Source organism: Curtobacterium sp. AC272, from assembly GCF_979258155.1.
Genome location: NZ_OZ409838.1, coordinates 2679270 through 2694605 on the forward strand (window position 1 = coordinate 2679270; position 15336 = coordinate 2694605).

The window sequence follows — 15336 nt, forward strand, 5'->3', positions numbered from 1 at the left end:
GAGCACCAGGAGGACCCGCGATGAGCACCACCACCGTCGACCATCTCCCCGTGCCCGGTCCGGGCACCCCGGGTCTCCGGGAACCCCGACCGCCGCCGCACCCCGGGCCGCGAGCCTCGGTGGCGCATGGCGCCGCTTCCTGCTCCGCCGTGCCGTCGGACTCGTCATCAACCTGGCGCTGCTCGTCCTCGTGACGTTCCTCATCGTGCAGCTCATCCCCGGCGACCCGGCAACGGCCATCGCCGGCGACACCGCGACGCTCGCCCAGGTCGAGCTCGTCCGGCACCAACTCGGTCTCGACCAGCCGATCCCCGTCCAGCTGTGGCACTACGTCGCCGGCGTCGTGCAGGGCGACTTCGGTGACTCGTACAAGTACCGCGCGCCGGCGATGGACATCGTCATGACGGCCGTGCCGTACACGCTGACGATCACGATCGCCGCGGTCCTGCTGCTGCTCGTCCTCGGACTCGCACTCGGCATGACCGTCGGTGTCCTCACCCGCGGCGACCGGCACCGCTGGCTCGACGTCTCGTTCTCGGCGGTCACCGGCCTGATCTCGTCGATCCCCACGTACGTGCTCGCCACCGGGTTCGTCGTCGTCTTCGCGGTCCTGCTGCACGTGCTGCCGCCCGCGTACTCGCCGGCCTACGACTTCGGCGCGGCGGCGGTCCTGCCGATCGCCTCGCTCACCGTGGGCGGCACGTGCTCGGTGGCCCGCATCGTCCGCCGTGAGACCGCCGTCATCCTCGAGCAGGACTACATGCGCACCGCCCGCGGGTGGCGGCTGCCGGCGCTGTCGATCTACGCCAAGCACATGCTGCCGAACCTGCTCACCACCGCACTGACGCTGTCCGGGATCATCCTGACGGCCCTGCTCGGCTCGGCACTCATCACCGAGGCGGTCTTCGCGTGGCCGGGTCTGGGCGGCGTCATCGTGCAGGCGATCGCGGTGGACAAGGACTACCCCGTGATCCGCGCCGCGGTCTTCGTGATCGGGCTCATCTCGCTCGTGATCACCCTGGTCATCGACATCATCCTGGGTCTCATCGACCCGCGCACCCTCGGGGAGAAGCGTGGCTGACACCATCACCACCGTCCGGGCCGCCACGACCGACCCGGCATCGCGTCCCCGGACCTTCGCGTGGAACGGCGGGCTGATCGTCGGCTTGGCGATGTTCGGGCTGATCCTGATCGTGGCGGTCGTCGCCCCGTTCGTGTTCGGCGCCCAGGCCACGGGTATCGGCGGTACCTCTGGGCTGGGGTCCACCGCCGAGCACCCGCTCGGTACCGACACCCTCGGCCGCGACATGCTCGCGCGCACCCTGGTCGCCACCCGGGCCACGGTCCTGATGGCGCTCGCCGCCACGGCCCTGTCCGCGATCGTGGGCATCGCGCTCGGCATCGGCGTCTGGCTCGCCCCCCGCCGGGTGCGCGAGCTCGGGCTGCGCGGGATCGAGTTCGCGGTCAGCTACCCGACGATGCTCGTCGCGATCATCGTCGCAGCGATCCTCGGGCAGGGCATGGTGCAGGTCGTCGTGGCCATCGCCGTCGCGAACATCGCCGGCTTCGCCCGTCTGACCGCCAACCTGGCGGCGAAGATCTCCACCAGCGAGTACGTCACGACGGCACGCCTGATGGGGGTCCCGGCGCACCGCGTCGCGATGCGGCACGTCCTGCCGAACATGGCCGAGCCGACGCTGATCCTGATCGCCGGCGCCTTCTCCGGATCGCTCGTCGAGATCTCCGGACTGTCCTTCATCGGCCTCGGCGCGCAGACCCCCGCGTTCGACTGGGGCACCCTGCTCAACGACGGACTCGACCGGATCGTCGTGAACCCCGTCGTCATCGTCGGCCCCGCGGTCGCGCTGACCTTCGCCTCCCTCGCCGCCCTGCTCGTCGGGGACGGACTGGCCGCTGCCGCGAACCCGCGGTCGAACACCACGCGGTCCCGCACCACCCGCGCGACCGGCCCGTGGACGCTCGCGGTCGAGGACGACGCCGTGCTCGTCGCGGACGGCATCTCGGTGCAGCACGCAGCGAGCGGACGCGCCCTGGTCAAGGACGTCTCGTTCACCATCCGGCGGGGCGAGGTGCTCGGGATCGTCGGCGAGTCCGGTTCGGGCAAGTCGTTGACGGCCTCGCTCGTCGCCAAGCTGCTGGGCGAGGGGCTCGAGGGCTCCGCGCGGCGGCTCGAACTCGGCGGCGTCGACCTGCTCGGTCGTGTGCCGGACCGCGTGCTCGCATCCCGCATCGGCCTGGTCTACCAGGACCCGGGCACCGCGCTGAACCCGGCCATGGTGCTCGGCATCCAGTTGTCCGACGTGCTGCGGATGCGGCTGCGACACAGCCGACGTGACGCGATCCGACTCCTGACGCAGGGCTTCCGCGCCGTGATGCTCACCGATCCCGAGGGTCGACTGCGCCAGTACCCGCACCAGCTCTCCGGCGGCATGAAGCAGCGCGCGATGATCGCGTCGGCGATGAGCACGAAGCCCGACCTGCTCATCGCGGACGAACCGACCACCGCCCTCGACGTCACCGTCCAGCGTGAGGTGCTGACGGTGCTGAAGCGGATGAACGAGGACTCCGGCACCGCCGTGCTGTTCATCTCCCACGACCTCGGCGTCGTCCGAGCACTGTGCGACCGGGTCCTGGTGATGCGGAACGGCGAGATCGTCGAGCGCATCGACGACGTCGCCGGGCTCTCCCCGGACACCGTCGACCACCCGTACACGAAGCAGCTCCTGGCGGCCACTCCGGTCGTGACGGTGCCCACGGAGTCCACGCGCACCGAGCAGGCGGAGGCACACGCATGACCGACACCACGACGACGCGCGAACGCCGCGCAACCGACACCGGCACGGCCCCCATGATCGACGTCCGCGCCCTCGACGTCGCGTTCGGCTCGACGACCGTCCTGCACGGCGTCGACCTCCGCCTCGAGCGAGGTCGCACCGTCGGCGTCGTCGGCGAGTCCGGCTCGGGCAAGTCCACCCTCGCCAAGGTCCTGGTCGGCACCGTGAAGCCCGCCTCGGGCAGCGCCGCGGTGGACGGCGTCGACCTGACCGCGGCCGACCGGTCGACCCTGCGCGGGTACCGCCGTCGGATCCAGATGATCCCGCAGGACCCGTACTCGTCGCTCTCGCCGCGACGGACCGTCGCGCAGACCCTGGCCGAGGCGATCGACCCCATCCGCCCCCGGGTCGCCACCCACGAGGACCGCATCGGCGGCTGGCTCGAGCGGGTCGGGCTGTCACGGGACATGATGCACCGCTACCCGCACGAGTTCTCCGGCGGGCAACGGCAGCGCATCGCCATCGCCCGCGGCCTCGTCATCGACCCGCACCTGGTCATCGCCGACGAAATCACCTCGGCGCTCGACGTCTCGGTGCAGGCGCAGATCCTGGAGCTGCTCGCCGACATCAAGGAGTCCCTCGGCCTGACGATGATGTTCATCTCGCACAACCTGGCGGTCGTGCAGCGTGTGAGCGACGAGGTCGTCGTGCTGTACCAGGGTGAGGTCGTCGAGGCCGGTCCGGTCGAGCAGATCTACGCCGATCCGCAGCACTGGTACACGCGTCGTCTCCTCGACGCGGACCCCGGTTCCGCCCGTTTCAGCCTGGCCGGCTGACCGACCCGGAAGGCCCGCTGTGGCGGCACGACTCCCGACGACCCCGCACGCCGACGGCGTGCTCCGACTGGTCGGCGCGACCCTGGTCGACGGCACGGGTGCGCCGCCCCGCGCCGACGCCGAGGTCGAGCTGCGTGACGGCGACGTCACCTACGTCGGTCCACGGCGCGCCCCGGCTGCGGACGTGCCGACGGTCGACCTGTCCGGCCGGTGGCTGCTGCCCGGCTTCGTCGACGCCCACGTGCACCTCAGCATGGTGCCGACGACGCCCGAGGAGCAGCGGGCACGGTTCCCGGAGGAGCACGTGCTCGAGGTCGCCGAGGTGCTCCGGAGCACCCTGCACGCCGGCGTCACGACCGCGCGGGACCTGGACGGGCTGACCCCCGGCTACCGCGACGCCGTCGCCCGGGGCACCGTCGTCGGTCCGCGCCTGCACCTCGCGATCGCCATGCTCTCGCCGACCGGTGGCCACGCCGACCCGGTCCGGCCGAACGGATCGCTGCCGGCCTGGGCCGTCCGGCCGGGCATGCCCGCGCCGGGCGTCGTCGACACCGACGAGGACGTCGTCCGGACGGTCCGCTCGCTGCTCCGCACCGGCGCCGACGCGATCAAGGTCTCCACGTCCGGTGGGGTCGGTTCGCCGACCGACGACCCGGACGACGTCGGCATCACCGAGGACCACGTGCGGCTCGTCGTCCACCTGGTCGGCGAACGCGGCGGCCGCCCGGTCACCGCCCACGCGCTCACCGACGCCGCGGCCCGCGCCGCCGTGCTCGGCGGAGCCGCCAGCATCGAACACGGCTACGACCTGCACGACGACACCATCGCGCTCATGGTCGAACGCGGCACGGTGCTCGTCCCCACCCTCAGCACGCTCCTGCGCGAACTCGACCCGTCCACCGCCTCTGCGGAACGCCTCGCACAGCGCGCGGCACTGCACGCTCGCGGCCTCGACAGCGTGCGACGTGCCGTCGCCGCCGGCGTGCCCGTCGCGCTCGGCACCGACGCGGGTGTGCACCCGCACGGTCGGAACCTCGCCGAACTCGCCCGCCTCGTGCAGGTCGGGCTCTCGCCGCTCGCCGCGATCACGGCCGGCACGCTGCAGGGTGCCCGGCTGCTCGGTCTGGAGGCCCGGCTCGGCTCCGTCGAGCCCGGCAAGGCCGGTGACCTGGTCGTCTCGGGCGTCGACCCGCTCGCCGACGTCGGCGCGCTGGCCGACGCTGCCAGCGTGCGCGCGGTCATGCAGGCGGGTCGTGTGGTCAAGGACCTGGACGGACTGGTGACCACGGCCTCCTGACCGAGGCGCCACCCGCGCAGCCGGCGGTGGTCAGCGCAGCGCGGCCACCGCGCGCTCGATGACGGCGACGACCCGGTCCGGAGCGGCGTGCGCGACGGCGTGACTCGTGTCGACCTCGTCGACCACTGCTCCCATCCGGGCGACGAAGTCGCGCTGGATCGCGGGCAGCAGGTGCCGGTCGCTCGTGGCGACCAGGTACCAGCTCGGGCGGGTCCGCCAGGCGGGCTCTGCCGTGGGCTGCTGGAAGGCGGCGTCGGCGGTGACACGACCCTCCGCACGTGCGGCCCGGAGCACGTCCTCGGGCACGTCCCAAGCGAGCGCCAGCCGCGACTCCTCGTCGTCCTGTGCGATCCACTCGCCGGCCGGGCCGCGGTGCATGTACTGCGAGACGAGAGCGGGTTCCCGGGTCTCGACGATCCCGGAGACCGACTCGCCCGCGTCCGGAGCGAAGGCCGCGACGTAGACCAGTCCGACGACGCGGTCGTGCGTGCCCGCGTTCGTGATGACGGCGCCGCCGTAGGAGTGGCCGACGAGCAGGACCGGGCCGTCGATGCCGTCGACCAGGGCGCGGACCGAGGCCTCGTCGTCGCGGAGCGAGGTCATCGCGTTGTCGGCGAGCGTGTACGGGATGCGGCGGTCGCGCAGGAGCGGGGCGACGGACGACCAGGTGGACGGCGAACCGCCGGCGCCGTGGACCAGGACCACGTGGACGCTCATGCGTGGGTCGCCACGGCGAGGGGGAGCAGGACGGTCGGAGCGGGAGCGGCCTCGCGCCCCGCGAACGGCACCGGCTGGCAGACCATCAGGTAGTCGCCGGGCTCGACCTCGGACAGGTCCGCGTTCTCGAGGATCACGACGCCGGCGCCGCACAGGGCGACGTGTGTCGGCCACGCCTCCGTGTGCGCCGGGGCCTCCATCGTCATGTAGTCGATGCCGGCGAACCGGACCCCGCGGTCGACCAGCCACTGCGCGCCGCTCGGGCCGAGGCCGACCCACGTCTCCGACCGCTCGTTCCGGGTCAGCGCGTCGGTCGAGTTGCGCGTGCGGAACAGCACGCGCTCGGCGCCGGCCGCACCCGCCTCCTCGAGGTCGTCGGCGGTGATCTCCTCGACGACGTGTCGTAGGTCGAGGACGCGGACCGGGCCGACCACGCTCTCGAGCGCGATCTCGTCGACGGTCGTCGCACCGGGCACGAAGTGCGACGGGGCGTCGACGTGCGTGCCCGTGTGCGCACCGATCAGCCAGCGGGAGACGTCCGACGGGTACCCGTCCGCGATCTCCTCGACCATCTCGAAGGTGGGGCGCCGGCCCCAGTGCAACATCTTGGTGTGGATCGGGATGTTGATGTCGATCGCGTCGGTCATGGCGTCCTCCCGGAACTCCGGCACAATGGATTCGGATTGGTTCAAATTGTATCCAATCAAGCCGGAGGTGCAAGGCATGGCGAAGACGTTCGACGGGGCGGTGCGGACCGGAGCTGCGCTCGGGGGCCGGCCACGTGGGCTCGTGCCGCTCGTGCTCGGGTGGGAACCGATCCCCGAGTCGATCTCCCTGCGGGGCGGCGATCCCGCACGCTTCCTGCTCGAACCCGTCACCGCCGCAGCCGTCGTCTTCGACCACGGCTGGGTGCTCCTCGACGGCGGGTTCAACGTCGACCGCGTGCGCGACCCCGAGGAGCGGGCCGCGCACTACGAGTACGAGAGCTACACGGCGGTCGTACCGCCCGGCGACGCGCTCGCCGAGGGGGTCGCGGCTGCGGGACTGGCGTGGGACGACCTGGCGCTCTGCGCGATCTCGCACGTGCACCTCGACCACACGGGCGGCCTGCGGCTCGTCCCACCGGGCACCCCGGTCGCGCTGCAGCGACGGGAGTGGGACTGGTTGCAGAGCGGCATCGGTCGGCAGGAGACGGTCGTCGTCGACGACGTGCTCGACGCCGACGTCCGGGTGTTCCTGCTCGACGGGGACACGGAACTGGCACCCGGCCTGACCGCACTCGACACCCGCGGACACACGCCGGGGCACCAGTCGTTCCGCGTCGACCTGCCGGCTCGGACCGTGGTGCTCGCGTGCGACGCCGCCGACCTCGAGCGGAACCTCACCGAGCGGACTCCGTGTGGGTGGGTGGGGAGGGCCGGGGACGAGCTCGAGGCGCAGCGTTCGATCGACCGACTGGCGGACATGGCCGCCGAGCCCGGCGTCGAGGTCTGGCCCGGGCACGACCCCGAGTGGGCAGCCTGGCGGCGCTGAGCCGGCGGGTCCGGCCAGTGGAGCACCGCGCTCGGGATGGGTCACCCTGCCCGCGGTGGTTGCTCCGGCAGCGCGGCCCACACATCCGCCCAGATGAGCTCGAAGTCGACGGGCGCGAGCCGGTGCGCCCGCACCGCCCGCTCCAGGATCGAGCGCGTCGAGCGAGCCGGCGAGGAGCCGCTCGTCGCCGTACACCTCCGGCCGACCGTTGCCCAGGAACGTGGTCACGGTGATCGAGCGCACCCGTGGCCGCAGTCGTCTGGTGGCCCGCGCGAGCACCGCGAACCCCGCGGCGTACAGCGCGAGTCCGACGGGCATGCCCGCCGCCGGTACCGAGACGGCGACGACCACGACCACGAGCGCGGTGAACGCCCCGACGGCGGGCCAGACGTGCCACGCCCGGAGCAGCAGGCGTTCACTCCTGCTGGTACCGGGCGGGAACACGACGAGCGTCCGCGAGGCCCACAGCGTGCGCCCCACCGGCCGGATCGTGTACCGGCCCCACAGGTGCGGCCCGTCGATCAGGCGGTCGCGGACCGACGTCGCCGTGGTCACCGCTCCACCGGCAGGAGCTCGGCGCGGACGGGCACGGCCGTGCTGACGACGTCCCGGTGCCGAACCGTCGTGAGGCAGGGGAAGCAGACCAGGTCACCATCGCGGACATCGGCCGGCAGCGGAGCCGGGAGGCGGTGGAACGGGCCGTCGGCCTGACCGTCACATCGGGACACGACGTACATCGTGGCGAGGGAGCGGTGCTCCGGCGTCCGATCAGACGCACCTGGTCGAGCACGGCGCAGGTCGGCAGGACCGCGTCCAGTTCCAGGAGCACCACCCCGGTGCGCGGCCGTCGGACACGGGTGACCGACGCGACCGCGACGCTCACGTCACGAGGGTCCAGCCGCGGGGGCGGTAGCGCGGCGGCGACTGCTCCGCGGTGTGGACGCTCGGGGTGCCGGTCAGGTCGGCGAGCCGGACCATCGAGATCGCGGCGACCACCAGGTCGTTGGTGGTCGCCACGGTGTGGGCCGGCCACAGGACCGGGTCCATGGGATCCGGCAGGGACGCGCGGAGCGTCGGCATGATCGCTGTCAGTGTCACACCGGACACGTTCCCGCGCGGACGGGCAAGGGGAAGGCGCCCTGACGGAACCCCTACGCCCGAGTGCCGACTCCTGACGGTCCACTCACTCGATGTCGACGTCCCGCTTGCCGCGCCGCACGATGAGCGGGTCCGGCTTGCCGATCACGTCGACCGCCTTGTCCGGGTAGTCGAACTGCGTCAGGAAGTACCGCATCGCGTTGAGTCGGGCGCGCTTCTTGTCGTTCGACCGCACGATGGTCCACGGCGCGTACCGCTTGTCGGTGCGCGTGAACATCGCCATCTTCGCCTCGGTGTAGTCCTCCCAACGGTCGAGGGACAGCAGGTCGATGTCGGACAGCTTCCACCGGCGCACGGGGTCGAGCTGCCGCATCGCGAACCGGGTGCGCTGCTCGCGGCGGGTGACCGAGAACCAGAACTTCGTCAGGTGGACGCCGGAGTCGACGAGCATCCGCTCGAACTGCGGCACCTGGGTCATGAACGACTCGTACTCGGCGTCGTCGCAGAACCCCATGACCCGCTCGACGCCGGCGCGGTTGTACCAGGAGCGGTCGAACAGGACCATCTCGCCGGCCGACGGCAGGTGCTGCACGTAGCGCTGGAAGTACCACTCGCCGCGTTCCCGCTCGCTCGGCTTGCTGAGCGCCACCACGCGCGAGGTGCGGGGGTTGAGGTGCTCCGTGAACCGCTTGATGGTGCCGCCCTTGCCCGCGGCGTCACGGCCCTCGAACAGCACGACGACCTTCTGCCCGGTGTCCTCGAGCCAGTACTGGCACTTCAGGAGCTCGATCTGCAGCTGGTACTTCGCGTACTCGTACTCCTCGCGCGGCAGCCGCTCGTCGTACGGGTAGTCGTCGCGCCACGTCAGGACGGGGTTGCCGTGCGGGTCGATGAGGTCCGGGTCAGCAGTGTGCCCGTCGGCGACGCTGTAGCCCTCGGTCCGGAGCTGCTCGATGTACTCCCGGAGTGGTTGCGAGTACGGCGCTGTGTCCACGGTGTCTCCTCTGCCCGCCGATCGGTCGGCTGGTCCCATCCTGTCCTGTGTGACCCGACAACTGCCCAACCGGACGTGTCCCTCAGGTGACCAAGCGGCTGCGTGATCCGAAGCGGTAGCGTTCTCGATGGCCTGTCCCCGACCCCGGATCGAGCAACGATGCCTGACGTCCACCTGCCTGCCGCCGACCGCTACGAGCAGCTCCCGTACCAGCGCGTGGGGAGGAGCGGCCTCATGCTGCCGCGCATCTCCCTCGGCCTGTGGAACAACTTCGGCGCCGACCGCGCACTCGCCACGCAGCGCGACGTCGTGCTGCACGCCTTCGACCGCGGGATCACCCACTTCGACCTGGCGAACAACTACGGTCCGCCTGCCGGGTCGGCCGAGGAGCAGTTCGGCCGCATCCTCGAGTCGGACCTGCGTCCGTACCGTGACGAGATCGTGGTGTCGACGAAGGCCGGCTACGACATGTGGCCGGGCCCGTACGGCGACCGGGGCTCGCGCAAGTACATGCTCGCGTCGCTCGACCAGTCGCTCGGGCGCCTCGGGCTGGACTACGTCGACGTCTTCTACTCGCACCGTCCCGACCCCGAGACCCCCATCGAGGAGACGGTCAGCGCGCTCGTGACCGCGGTCCGTTCGGGCAAGGCGCTCTACGCGGGCATCTCGAACTACGACCCGGCGCAGACCGCCGCGGCAGCCGAGGCGCTCGCCGCCGAGAACATGCACCTGCTCATCCACCAGCCGCGCTACAACATGTTCGACCGGGTCCCCGAGGACGGGCTCTTCGACGAGCTCACGCGTCTCGGCACCGGTGCGATCGTGTTCTCGCCGTTGGCCGGTGGGCTGTTGACGGACCGCTACCTGGACGGTTCGGTGCCGGTCGGGTCGCGTGCGGCCGAGGGCCGCTGGTTCGGTGCGGACCGCATCGACGACGAGTACCTGACCACAGCGCGCGCACTCAACGACATCGCGGCTGCCCGCGGGCAGACGCTCGCGCAGCTCGCGATCACGTGGGTGCTCCGGCAGCCCGCCGTCACGTCGGCGCTGGTCGGGGCATCGAGCGTTCGTCAGCTGGACGGCACGCTCGACTCCCTCGCGGGTGCCCCGCTCACTGACGAGGAGCTCGCGGCGATCGACGCACTGGTGCCACGCGGCTGACGCACGCCGGATGCAGTGGGCGTGACCCTGGACGGACGGGAGGCACGGTGCCAGCTGGCACCGTGCCTCCCGTCGCTTGGTGGGTTGCCCTAGACCGCCGCGGTCGCCTCGTCGCGGTGCGGGAGCTTCCACCCCGGGCGCACGAAGTGGCACGTGTACCCGGCCGGGTACTTCTCCAGGTAGTCCTGGTGCTCCTCTTCGGCCTGCCAGAAGTCGCCCGCGGGCTCGACCTCGGTGACGACCTTGCCGGGCCAGATGCCGGAGGCGTCCACGTCGGCGATGGTGTCGCGCGCGACCTGTTCCTGCTCCGGCGAGGTGAAGAAGATCGCCGAACGGTAGGCGCGTCCGACGTCGTTGCCCTGGCGGTCCTTCGTCGACGGGTCGTGGATCTGGAAGAAGAACTCGAGCAGGTCACGGTACGAGATCACCGACGGGTCGAAGACGATCTCGACCGCCTCGGCGTGGTCACCGTGGTTGCGGTACGTCGCGTTCGGGGTGTCGCCACCCGAGTAGCCGACGCGGGTGCTGATGATGCCGGGTCGGCGGCGGAGGAGCTGCTGCGCTCCCCAGAAGCAGCCGCCGGCGAGGATGGCGGTTTCGGTGGTGGTCATGGTGGCCTCCTGAGGTTGTCGTGCCGCTGGCTGCGGCACCGTGTGGTGCAACCGGCAACGGGGCTGCGGTGTTCCCGCGTCGCCCGATGTCCGATCGCGTCAGTTCGTGGTGTCCTCGAGCGCGTCGAGCGCGGCCACGTCGTCGGCCGACAGCACGAAGTCGACGTCGGCGTTCGCGGCGATGCGCGACGGGGTCGTGGACTTCGGCAGGGGCAGGACGTCCTTCTCGAGCAGGTAGCGGATCGCGACCTGGGCGACGGTCTTGTCGTACTTCGCCGCGATCTCGGCGATCTGCGTGTTCTCGAGCAGGCCACCGGTGGCGAGCGGCGAGTAGCCCTCGGTCAGGATGTCGTGCTCGCGGTCGAACGCGGTGGTCTCGTCCTGGGTGTTGCCGATGAACCAGCGGATCTGGTTGGCGTGCGGGACGACGTCGGTGCGGCCGAGCAGGTCCTCGAGGTCGGCGACGGCGAAGTTCGAGACACCGATCGAGCGGGTCCTGCCGGCGTCGTAGACCTCTTCCAGCACCTTCCACACCTCGACGTTGCCGTCGCGGTGGTCGGAGCCGATGGCGTCCCAGGGCCACGGTGCGTGCACGAGGTACAGGTCGATGACGCCGACGTCGAGGTTGCGGCTCGAGGTCTCGAAGGCCTCACGGGCGCCGTCGGCGGTCTTGATCTCGGCGGGCAGCTTCGTCGTGACGAAGACCTCGTCGCGGGGGACGGCGCTGTCACGGATGGCCTGGCCGACGCTGGCCTCGTTGCCGTAGGCCAGGGCGGTGTCGATGTGGCGGTAGCCGGCGTCCAGGGCGGTCTTCGTGGCGTCGTAGGCGTCGTCGCCGGACGGGATCTGCCAGGTGCCGAAGCCGATCTTCGGGATGTGCAGGCCGTTGGACAGGGTGAACGTGTCGGTGAGAGCGGGCATGCGTCGGACAGTACGCCGCGGGTTGGTGGACGTGTGGAGCGCCGCCGCCGCGTACCGCGCCCCGGAACGGGCATCGCGCCCCGACTCACATGGGCGCGATGCCCGCCAGGGGGCGCGAACGCGTCAGACGACGGGCGACTGTCAGCGCGTGCGAGCGCCGATGCGCGGCAGCACGAAGCCGAGGACGATCATCGCGACGGCGAGGAACGCGTGCAGCACGTTGTCCGCGCTGTTCAGGGGGACGAAGTTCGCGGGGTCCGCCATGCCGGCCGTGAACAGACCGTAGACGAACAGGACCGCGTAGACGATGCCGCCGACGACCAGGTAGAGGCGAGCGCCGGATGCCGAACGGGCTGCGATGAGTCCGACGATGCCGAAGAGCAGGTGCACGATGTTGTGCAGGACGGACACCTGGAACAGGCCCAGGAGCAGGGCCATGGAACCGTGGCCGGCCATCGACATCGACCCCATGTCCATCGTGAGTCCGGGGATGAAGCCGGCGATGCCGACGATCAGGAAGACGACACCGAAGAGGAGCGCACCCTTCTGGGTCCACGTCGAGCCGGTGCGGTTGCGAGCGGTTGCTGCGTTGCTGGTCATGGTGGGACCTCTCATTTCGTGCGCGTCGCGGATGTGACGCACAGGGCATTCGAGGCCGATGCGCAGTCGGATTGCAGGTGTCATCCGATTTCCGAACGCACGAGGGACCGCTGAGTCGGTGCGCATCGCGTGCTGCCTACGCTCCGCAGCACGGCAACACCGACGGAAGGCAGCACCATGGCAAGCGGAGTCGCAGCGGTATGGGTCCCGGTCACCGACATGCAGCGGGCGGTCGCGTTCTACCGCGACACCCTCGGCCTGACGGTCACGGACGAGTCCGACGACTGGAGCGAGATCGACGCGAACGGCCTGATGATCGGCCTGAACGGCCGTGAGTCGGCGAGCTCGTCGAGCGGCGGGGAGCGGTCATCACGTTCCAGCCGGACGGGTCGATCGAGGACGAGTTGGCCAGCATCCGCGAGCGTGGTGCGGACGTGCAGGGCGAGATCAGTGAGCACCCGTGGGGCAAGATCGTGCCGTTCAAGGACAGCGAGGGCAACGACCTGCAGTTCTACGCGCCGCCGCAGGGCTGACGCGACCCCAGGACGGACGGGAGGCCCGGTGCGGTGTCGCCACGCCTCCCTCGCAGGCTCGGTCGGCGCGCCCCGCGCAACGCTTCGCGTTGCCGCTGAGCGGGGCGCGCCCGTCTGCGCGTGGTCGCCTGCAGAGCGCTACGCGACCGCGATCTCGTTGGGCACGCCCGGCAGTGCGTCGCTGGAGGCGACGACCTTCCCGGTGGTCAGGTCGACGGCGTGGACCTTCCGCTCGGCGGGGTCGGTGACGTAGGCGATGTCGCCGGAGACCTTCACGGCGGGGTGGGCGTCCTGCCACTCGGCCGGGCCCTCCCACGCGTCGAGCACGGGGAACGAGTCGAGCTGCTCCCCGCTGGTCTCGTCGAAGGTGTGCAGGGCGCCGTCGTCACCGAGGACCACCGCTTCGTCGCCAGGGCCGCGTGCGAGGTCGCGGAACGTGAAGCCGACGCCGTCGGGCAGGTCCGCGACGGTGTACTTCCCCGAAGCCGCGTCGATCAGCGCGATCTGGTCGAGCAGGTAGCCCTCGCTGTCCGGGTCGTCGTTGTAGTCACCGACCGCGACCGACGACGTGTCCGTGGTGAACAGGTTGCCGGTGCGGCCGTACTCGGTCGGGGCGTCGAGCTTCTCGAACGCGCCGTCGGCGTAGACGAGCGCGCCGTCGGTGCAGCCGAAGACCGCGACCTCGTCCTGGACCGCACCTTCGCCGTGCACGTCCGGGCACGATTCGGAGCAGGTGAGTTCCTCGCCGTCGGCGTCCAGGGCTCGGACGCCACTCCGGCTCTCCTCGGTGCCGATGGTGGTCAGGAGCGTGCCGTCCTCGAGCTCGATCGCGACGCCGTGGTGCGCCGCCTCGGACTCGGTGGTCCGGGCGTCGGGCAGGGCGTCGCCGTCGAGGTCGGTGTTGTCGAAGGTCGTCACGTCGCCGGTGCCGTCGGCGAACAGGGCGGTGCGGTCGCCGTGCACGACGGCGTGCCCACCGGTGTCGGCCGGGAAGACCGCGGCGGTGAGGGCCGGGTCCGCTGCGGTGTCGAGCACCCGGAAGCCCTCGGGCACCGTGACGAGCACGTGGCGGCCGTCGCCGGCGGGGTTCACGCGGGTGAAGCCGTCGACGGCGTCGTCGGCCACGACCTGCAGATCCTGGTCGAGCACGAGCAGGCCGCCGTCGTAGGTCAGCGTGATGCGGGTGCTGTCGGCCTTCGGGGCCGAGGTGCTCTCGGCATCGGCGGCGTTCGTGGCGCACCCGGTCAGGGCCAGGGCAACGGTGCCGAGCAGCGCGGCCGGCAGTGCCGCGGCGCGGAGGGTCTTGGTTCTGGTCATGGGCAACACTGTACTGATTCTCATTCTCATCAAGAAATCGGAGCCGTCAGGCCGTCGACGATCGACTCGGTGTTCGAGCGCATCATCCCGAGGTAGGTCGACGCGGCGCCGTCCTCGGTCAGGGACTCGGTCGCCAGCGAGCGGATCGACACCTGCACGTCGACCTCGTCCGCCAGGACCTCGGCCAGGCGTGCGGGTTGCGAGGCGTCGGCGAAGATCGTCGGGACGCCGGCCTGCTCGATCGCGTTCGCCAGGTCACGCAGGTCGGCGGCACTCAGGGACGCCAGCGTCGTGCCGCTCGGGATCACGGCACCCACCACCCGGAAGCCGTAGCGGTCGGCGAGGTAGCCGAACACGTGGTGGTTCGTCACCAGGGCCTTGCGATCGGCGGGGATGGTGTCGAACGCGGCGGTCAGGTCGTCGTCGAGGGCATCGAGCCGGTCGGTGTAGGCCTCGGCGCCGGGAGTGTCGATGCCGACGGCGTCCAGCTCCTCGTCGAGGGCCTCGACCACGTCGACCATGCGCGCCGGGTCCGTCCAGAAGTGCGGGTCCGGGCCGCTGTCGTCGTCGGTGGTCCACTCCAGGGCGTCGATCGCGTCACCCGCGGTGAAGACGGCCACGCCGTCGTCGGCCGCGGCGCGGACGTGGTGGGCCACGCCTTCCTCGAGCCCGAGGCCGTTCTCGACCACCAGGTCCGCGCTCCGGAGTCGCGCCGCCTGCTGCGCGGAGACCTCGAACGAGTGCGGGTCGCCGCCAGGGGCATGAGCACCATGACGTCGACGTCGTCGCCGACGACCTCGGTCACGACGTCGCCCAGGATGTTCGTCGTCACGGCGACGAGCGGACGGTCCGACCCGGTCGTGTTGCAGCCGGCTGTCGTGACGGCAACGGCTGCGACGACGAGGGCCGCTGCCACCGCACGC

16 protein-coding genes and 2 pseudogenes are annotated in these 15336 nt (G+C 71.2%); 8 read left to right on the forward strand and 10 right to left on the reverse strand.

The window, feature by feature from the left end:
* The first annotated feature begins 139 nt into the window (after window positions 1-139).
* From ACZZ0J_RS13735 to ACZZ0J_RS13750, 4 genes are read left to right on the forward strand one after another with little or no spacing between them, the layout of a single operon-like run.
* Window positions 140-1081, forward strand: a complete 942-nt coding sequence (locus tag ACZZ0J_RS13735) for an ABC transporter permease (protein ID WP_463438186.1) — start codon at window positions 140-142, stop codon at window positions 1079-1081.
* A complete protein-coding gene (locus tag ACZZ0J_RS13740) occupies window positions 1074-2816 on the forward strand; it encodes a dipeptide/oligopeptide/nickel ABC transporter permease/ATP-binding protein (RefSeq protein WP_463437409.1) in 1743 nt (580 codons plus the stop codon). The genes ACZZ0J_RS13735 and ACZZ0J_RS13740 overlap by 8 nt, the downstream gene beginning before the upstream one ends.
* Window positions 2813-3631 (forward strand): ABC transporter ATP-binding protein, encoded by an 819-nt coding sequence (locus ACZZ0J_RS13745; RefSeq protein WP_463437410.1) that lies wholly within the window; start codon window positions 2813-2815, stop codon window positions 3629-3631. The genes ACZZ0J_RS13740 and ACZZ0J_RS13745 overlap by 4 nt, the downstream gene beginning before the upstream one ends.
* A gap of 19 nt (window positions 3632-3650) precedes the next feature.
* Window positions 3651-4928, forward strand: coding sequence for a metal-dependent hydrolase family protein (locus ACZZ0J_RS13750; RefSeq protein ID WP_463437411.1), 1278 nt, complete (start codon window positions 3651-3653; stop codon window positions 4926-4928).
* 30 nt (window positions 4929-4958) lie between these two features.
* On the opposite strand, the gene ACZZ0J_RS13755 is transcribed toward ACZZ0J_RS13750, so the two are convergent.
* A complete protein-coding gene (locus ACZZ0J_RS13755) occupies window positions 4959-5645 on the reverse strand; it encodes an alpha/beta fold hydrolase (RefSeq protein WP_209132759.1) in 687 nt (228 codons plus the stop codon).
* Entirely contained in the window at window positions 5642-6292 is a 651-nt protein-coding gene (locus ACZZ0J_RS13760) for a cyclase family protein (protein WP_463437412.1), read from the reverse strand. The genes ACZZ0J_RS13755 and ACZZ0J_RS13760 overlap by 4 nt, the downstream gene beginning before the upstream one ends.
* A 76-nt stretch (window positions 6293-6368) precedes the next feature.
* Between ACZZ0J_RS13760 and ACZZ0J_RS13765 the strand changes: the two genes are divergently transcribed.
* Window positions 6369-7178: an N-acyl homoserine lactonase family protein gene (locus ACZZ0J_RS13765; RefSeq protein WP_463437413.1), complete on the forward strand. Its 810-nt coding sequence runs from the start codon at window positions 6369-6371 to the stop codon at window positions 7176-7178.
* 162 nt (window positions 7179-7340) lie between these two features.
* Here the strand turns inward: ACZZ0J_RS13765 and ACZZ0J_RS13770 are convergent.
* The 3 genes and pseudogenes from ACZZ0J_RS13770 to ppk2 all read right to left on the reverse strand — a co-directional run.
* Window positions 7341-7733 (reverse strand): annotated as a pseudogene (locus tag ACZZ0J_RS13770) (DUF6611 family protein); the annotation flags it as partial.
* A gap of 324 nt (window positions 7734-8057) precedes the next feature.
* A complete protein-coding gene (locus tag ACZZ0J_RS13775) occupies window positions 8058-8276 on the reverse strand; it encodes a hypothetical protein (RefSeq protein WP_463437414.1) in 219 nt (72 codons plus the stop codon).
* An 85-nt stretch (window positions 8277-8361) separates the two neighbouring features.
* Entirely contained in the window at window positions 8362-9309 is a 948-nt protein-coding gene (ppk2, locus tag ACZZ0J_RS13780; protein WP_463437415.1) for a polyphosphate kinase 2, read from the reverse strand.
* A 120-nt stretch (window positions 9310-9429) separates the two neighbouring features.
* Between ppk2 and ACZZ0J_RS13785 the strand changes: the two genes are divergently transcribed.
* On the forward strand, window positions 9430-10431 hold the full coding sequence (locus ACZZ0J_RS13785; RefSeq protein ID WP_463437416.1) for an aldo/keto reductase: 1002 nt from the start codon (window positions 9430-9432) through the stop codon (window positions 10429-10431).
* A gap of 89 nt (window positions 10432-10520) precedes the next feature.
* On the opposite strand, the gene msrA is transcribed toward ACZZ0J_RS13785, so the two are convergent.
* The 3 genes from msrA to ACZZ0J_RS13800 all read right to left on the reverse strand — a co-directional run bounded on the left by msrA (window position 10521) and on the right by ACZZ0J_RS13800 (window position 12563).
* Entirely contained in the window at window positions 10521-11042 is a 522-nt protein-coding gene (gene msrA / locus ACZZ0J_RS13790) for a peptide-methionine (S)-S-oxide reductase MsrA (protein WP_111086459.1), read from the reverse strand.
* A 99-nt stretch (window positions 11043-11141) separates the two neighbouring features.
* Entirely contained in the window at window positions 11142-11963 is an 822-nt protein-coding gene (locus ACZZ0J_RS13795; RefSeq protein ID WP_123937243.1) for an aldo/keto reductase, read from the reverse strand.
* 141 nt (window positions 11964-12104) lie between these two features.
* Window positions 12105-12563 (reverse strand): DUF4383 domain-containing protein, encoded by a 459-nt coding sequence (locus ACZZ0J_RS13800; protein ID WP_123312179.1) that lies wholly within the window; start codon window positions 12561-12563, stop codon window positions 12105-12107.
* 219 nt (window positions 12564-12782) lie between these two features.
* Between ACZZ0J_RS13800 and ACZZ0J_RS13805 the strand changes: the two are divergent.
* Both ACZZ0J_RS13805 and ACZZ0J_RS13810 read left to right on the forward strand, forming a co-directional pair.
* Window positions 12783-12968: pseudogene (locus ACZZ0J_RS13805) on the forward strand (VOC family protein); the annotation flags it as partial.
* Window positions 12968-13096, forward strand: a complete 129-nt coding sequence (locus tag ACZZ0J_RS13810; RefSeq protein WP_463438251.1) for a VOC family protein — start codon at window positions 12968-12970, stop codon at window positions 13094-13096. The pseudogene ACZZ0J_RS13805 and the gene ACZZ0J_RS13810, both read left to right, overlap by 1 nt.
* Before the next feature lie 138 nt (window positions 13097-13234).
* On the opposite strand, the gene ACZZ0J_RS13815 is transcribed toward ACZZ0J_RS13810, so the two are convergent.
* A complete protein-coding gene (locus ACZZ0J_RS13815; RefSeq protein WP_463437417.1) occupies window positions 13235-14413 on the reverse strand; it encodes a hypothetical protein in 1179 nt (392 codons plus the stop codon).
* Window positions 14414-14442: 29 nt separating this feature from the next.
* Window positions 14443-15282, reverse strand: coding sequence for a metal ABC transporter solute-binding protein, Zn/Mn family (locus ACZZ0J_RS13820; protein ID WP_463438187.1), 840 nt, complete (start codon window positions 15280-15282; stop codon window positions 14443-14445).
* Window positions 15283-15336 lie beyond the last annotated feature (54 nt).

Excerpts from the sequence above, each read along its gene's own strand:
- ACZZ0J_RS13745 (WP_463437410.1), top strand. The coding sequence starts at position 2,813 with ATGACCGACACCACGACGACGCGCGAACGCCGCGCAACCGACACCGGC.
- ACZZ0J_RS13755 (WP_209132759.1), bottom strand. The coding sequence starts at position 5,645 with ATGAGCGTCCACGTGGTCCTGGTCCACGGCGCCGGCGGTTCGCCGTCC.
- ACZZ0J_RS13760 (WP_463437412.1), bottom strand. The coding sequence starts at position 6,292 with ATGACCGACGCGATCGACATCAACATCCCGATCCACACCAAGATGTTG.
- ACZZ0J_RS13765 (WP_463437413.1), top strand. The coding sequence starts at position 6,369 with ATGGCGAAGACGTTCGACGGGGCGGTGCGGACCGGAGCTGCGCTCGGG.
- ppk2 (WP_463437415.1), bottom strand. The coding sequence starts at position 9,309 with ATGGGACCAGCCGACCGATCGGCGGGCAGAGGAGACACCGTGGACACA.
- ACZZ0J_RS13785 (WP_463437416.1), top strand. The coding sequence starts at position 9,430 with ATGCCTGACGTCCACCTGCCTGCCGCCGACCGCTACGAGCAGCTCCCG.
- msrA (WP_111086459.1), bottom strand. The coding sequence starts at position 11,042 with ATGACCACCACCGAAACCGCCATCCTCGCCGGCGGCTGCTTCTGGGGA.
- ACZZ0J_RS13795 (WP_123937243.1), bottom strand. The coding sequence starts at position 11,963 with ATGCCCGCTCTCACCGACACGTTCACCCTGTCCAACGGCCTGCACATC.
- ACZZ0J_RS13800 (WP_123312179.1), bottom strand. The coding sequence starts at position 12,563 with ATGACCAGCAACGCAGCAACCGCTCGCAACCGCACCGGCTCGACGTGG.
- ACZZ0J_RS13815 (WP_463437417.1), bottom strand. The coding sequence starts at position 14,413 with ATGACCAGAACCAAGACCCTCCGCGCCGCGGCACTGCCGGCCGCGCTG.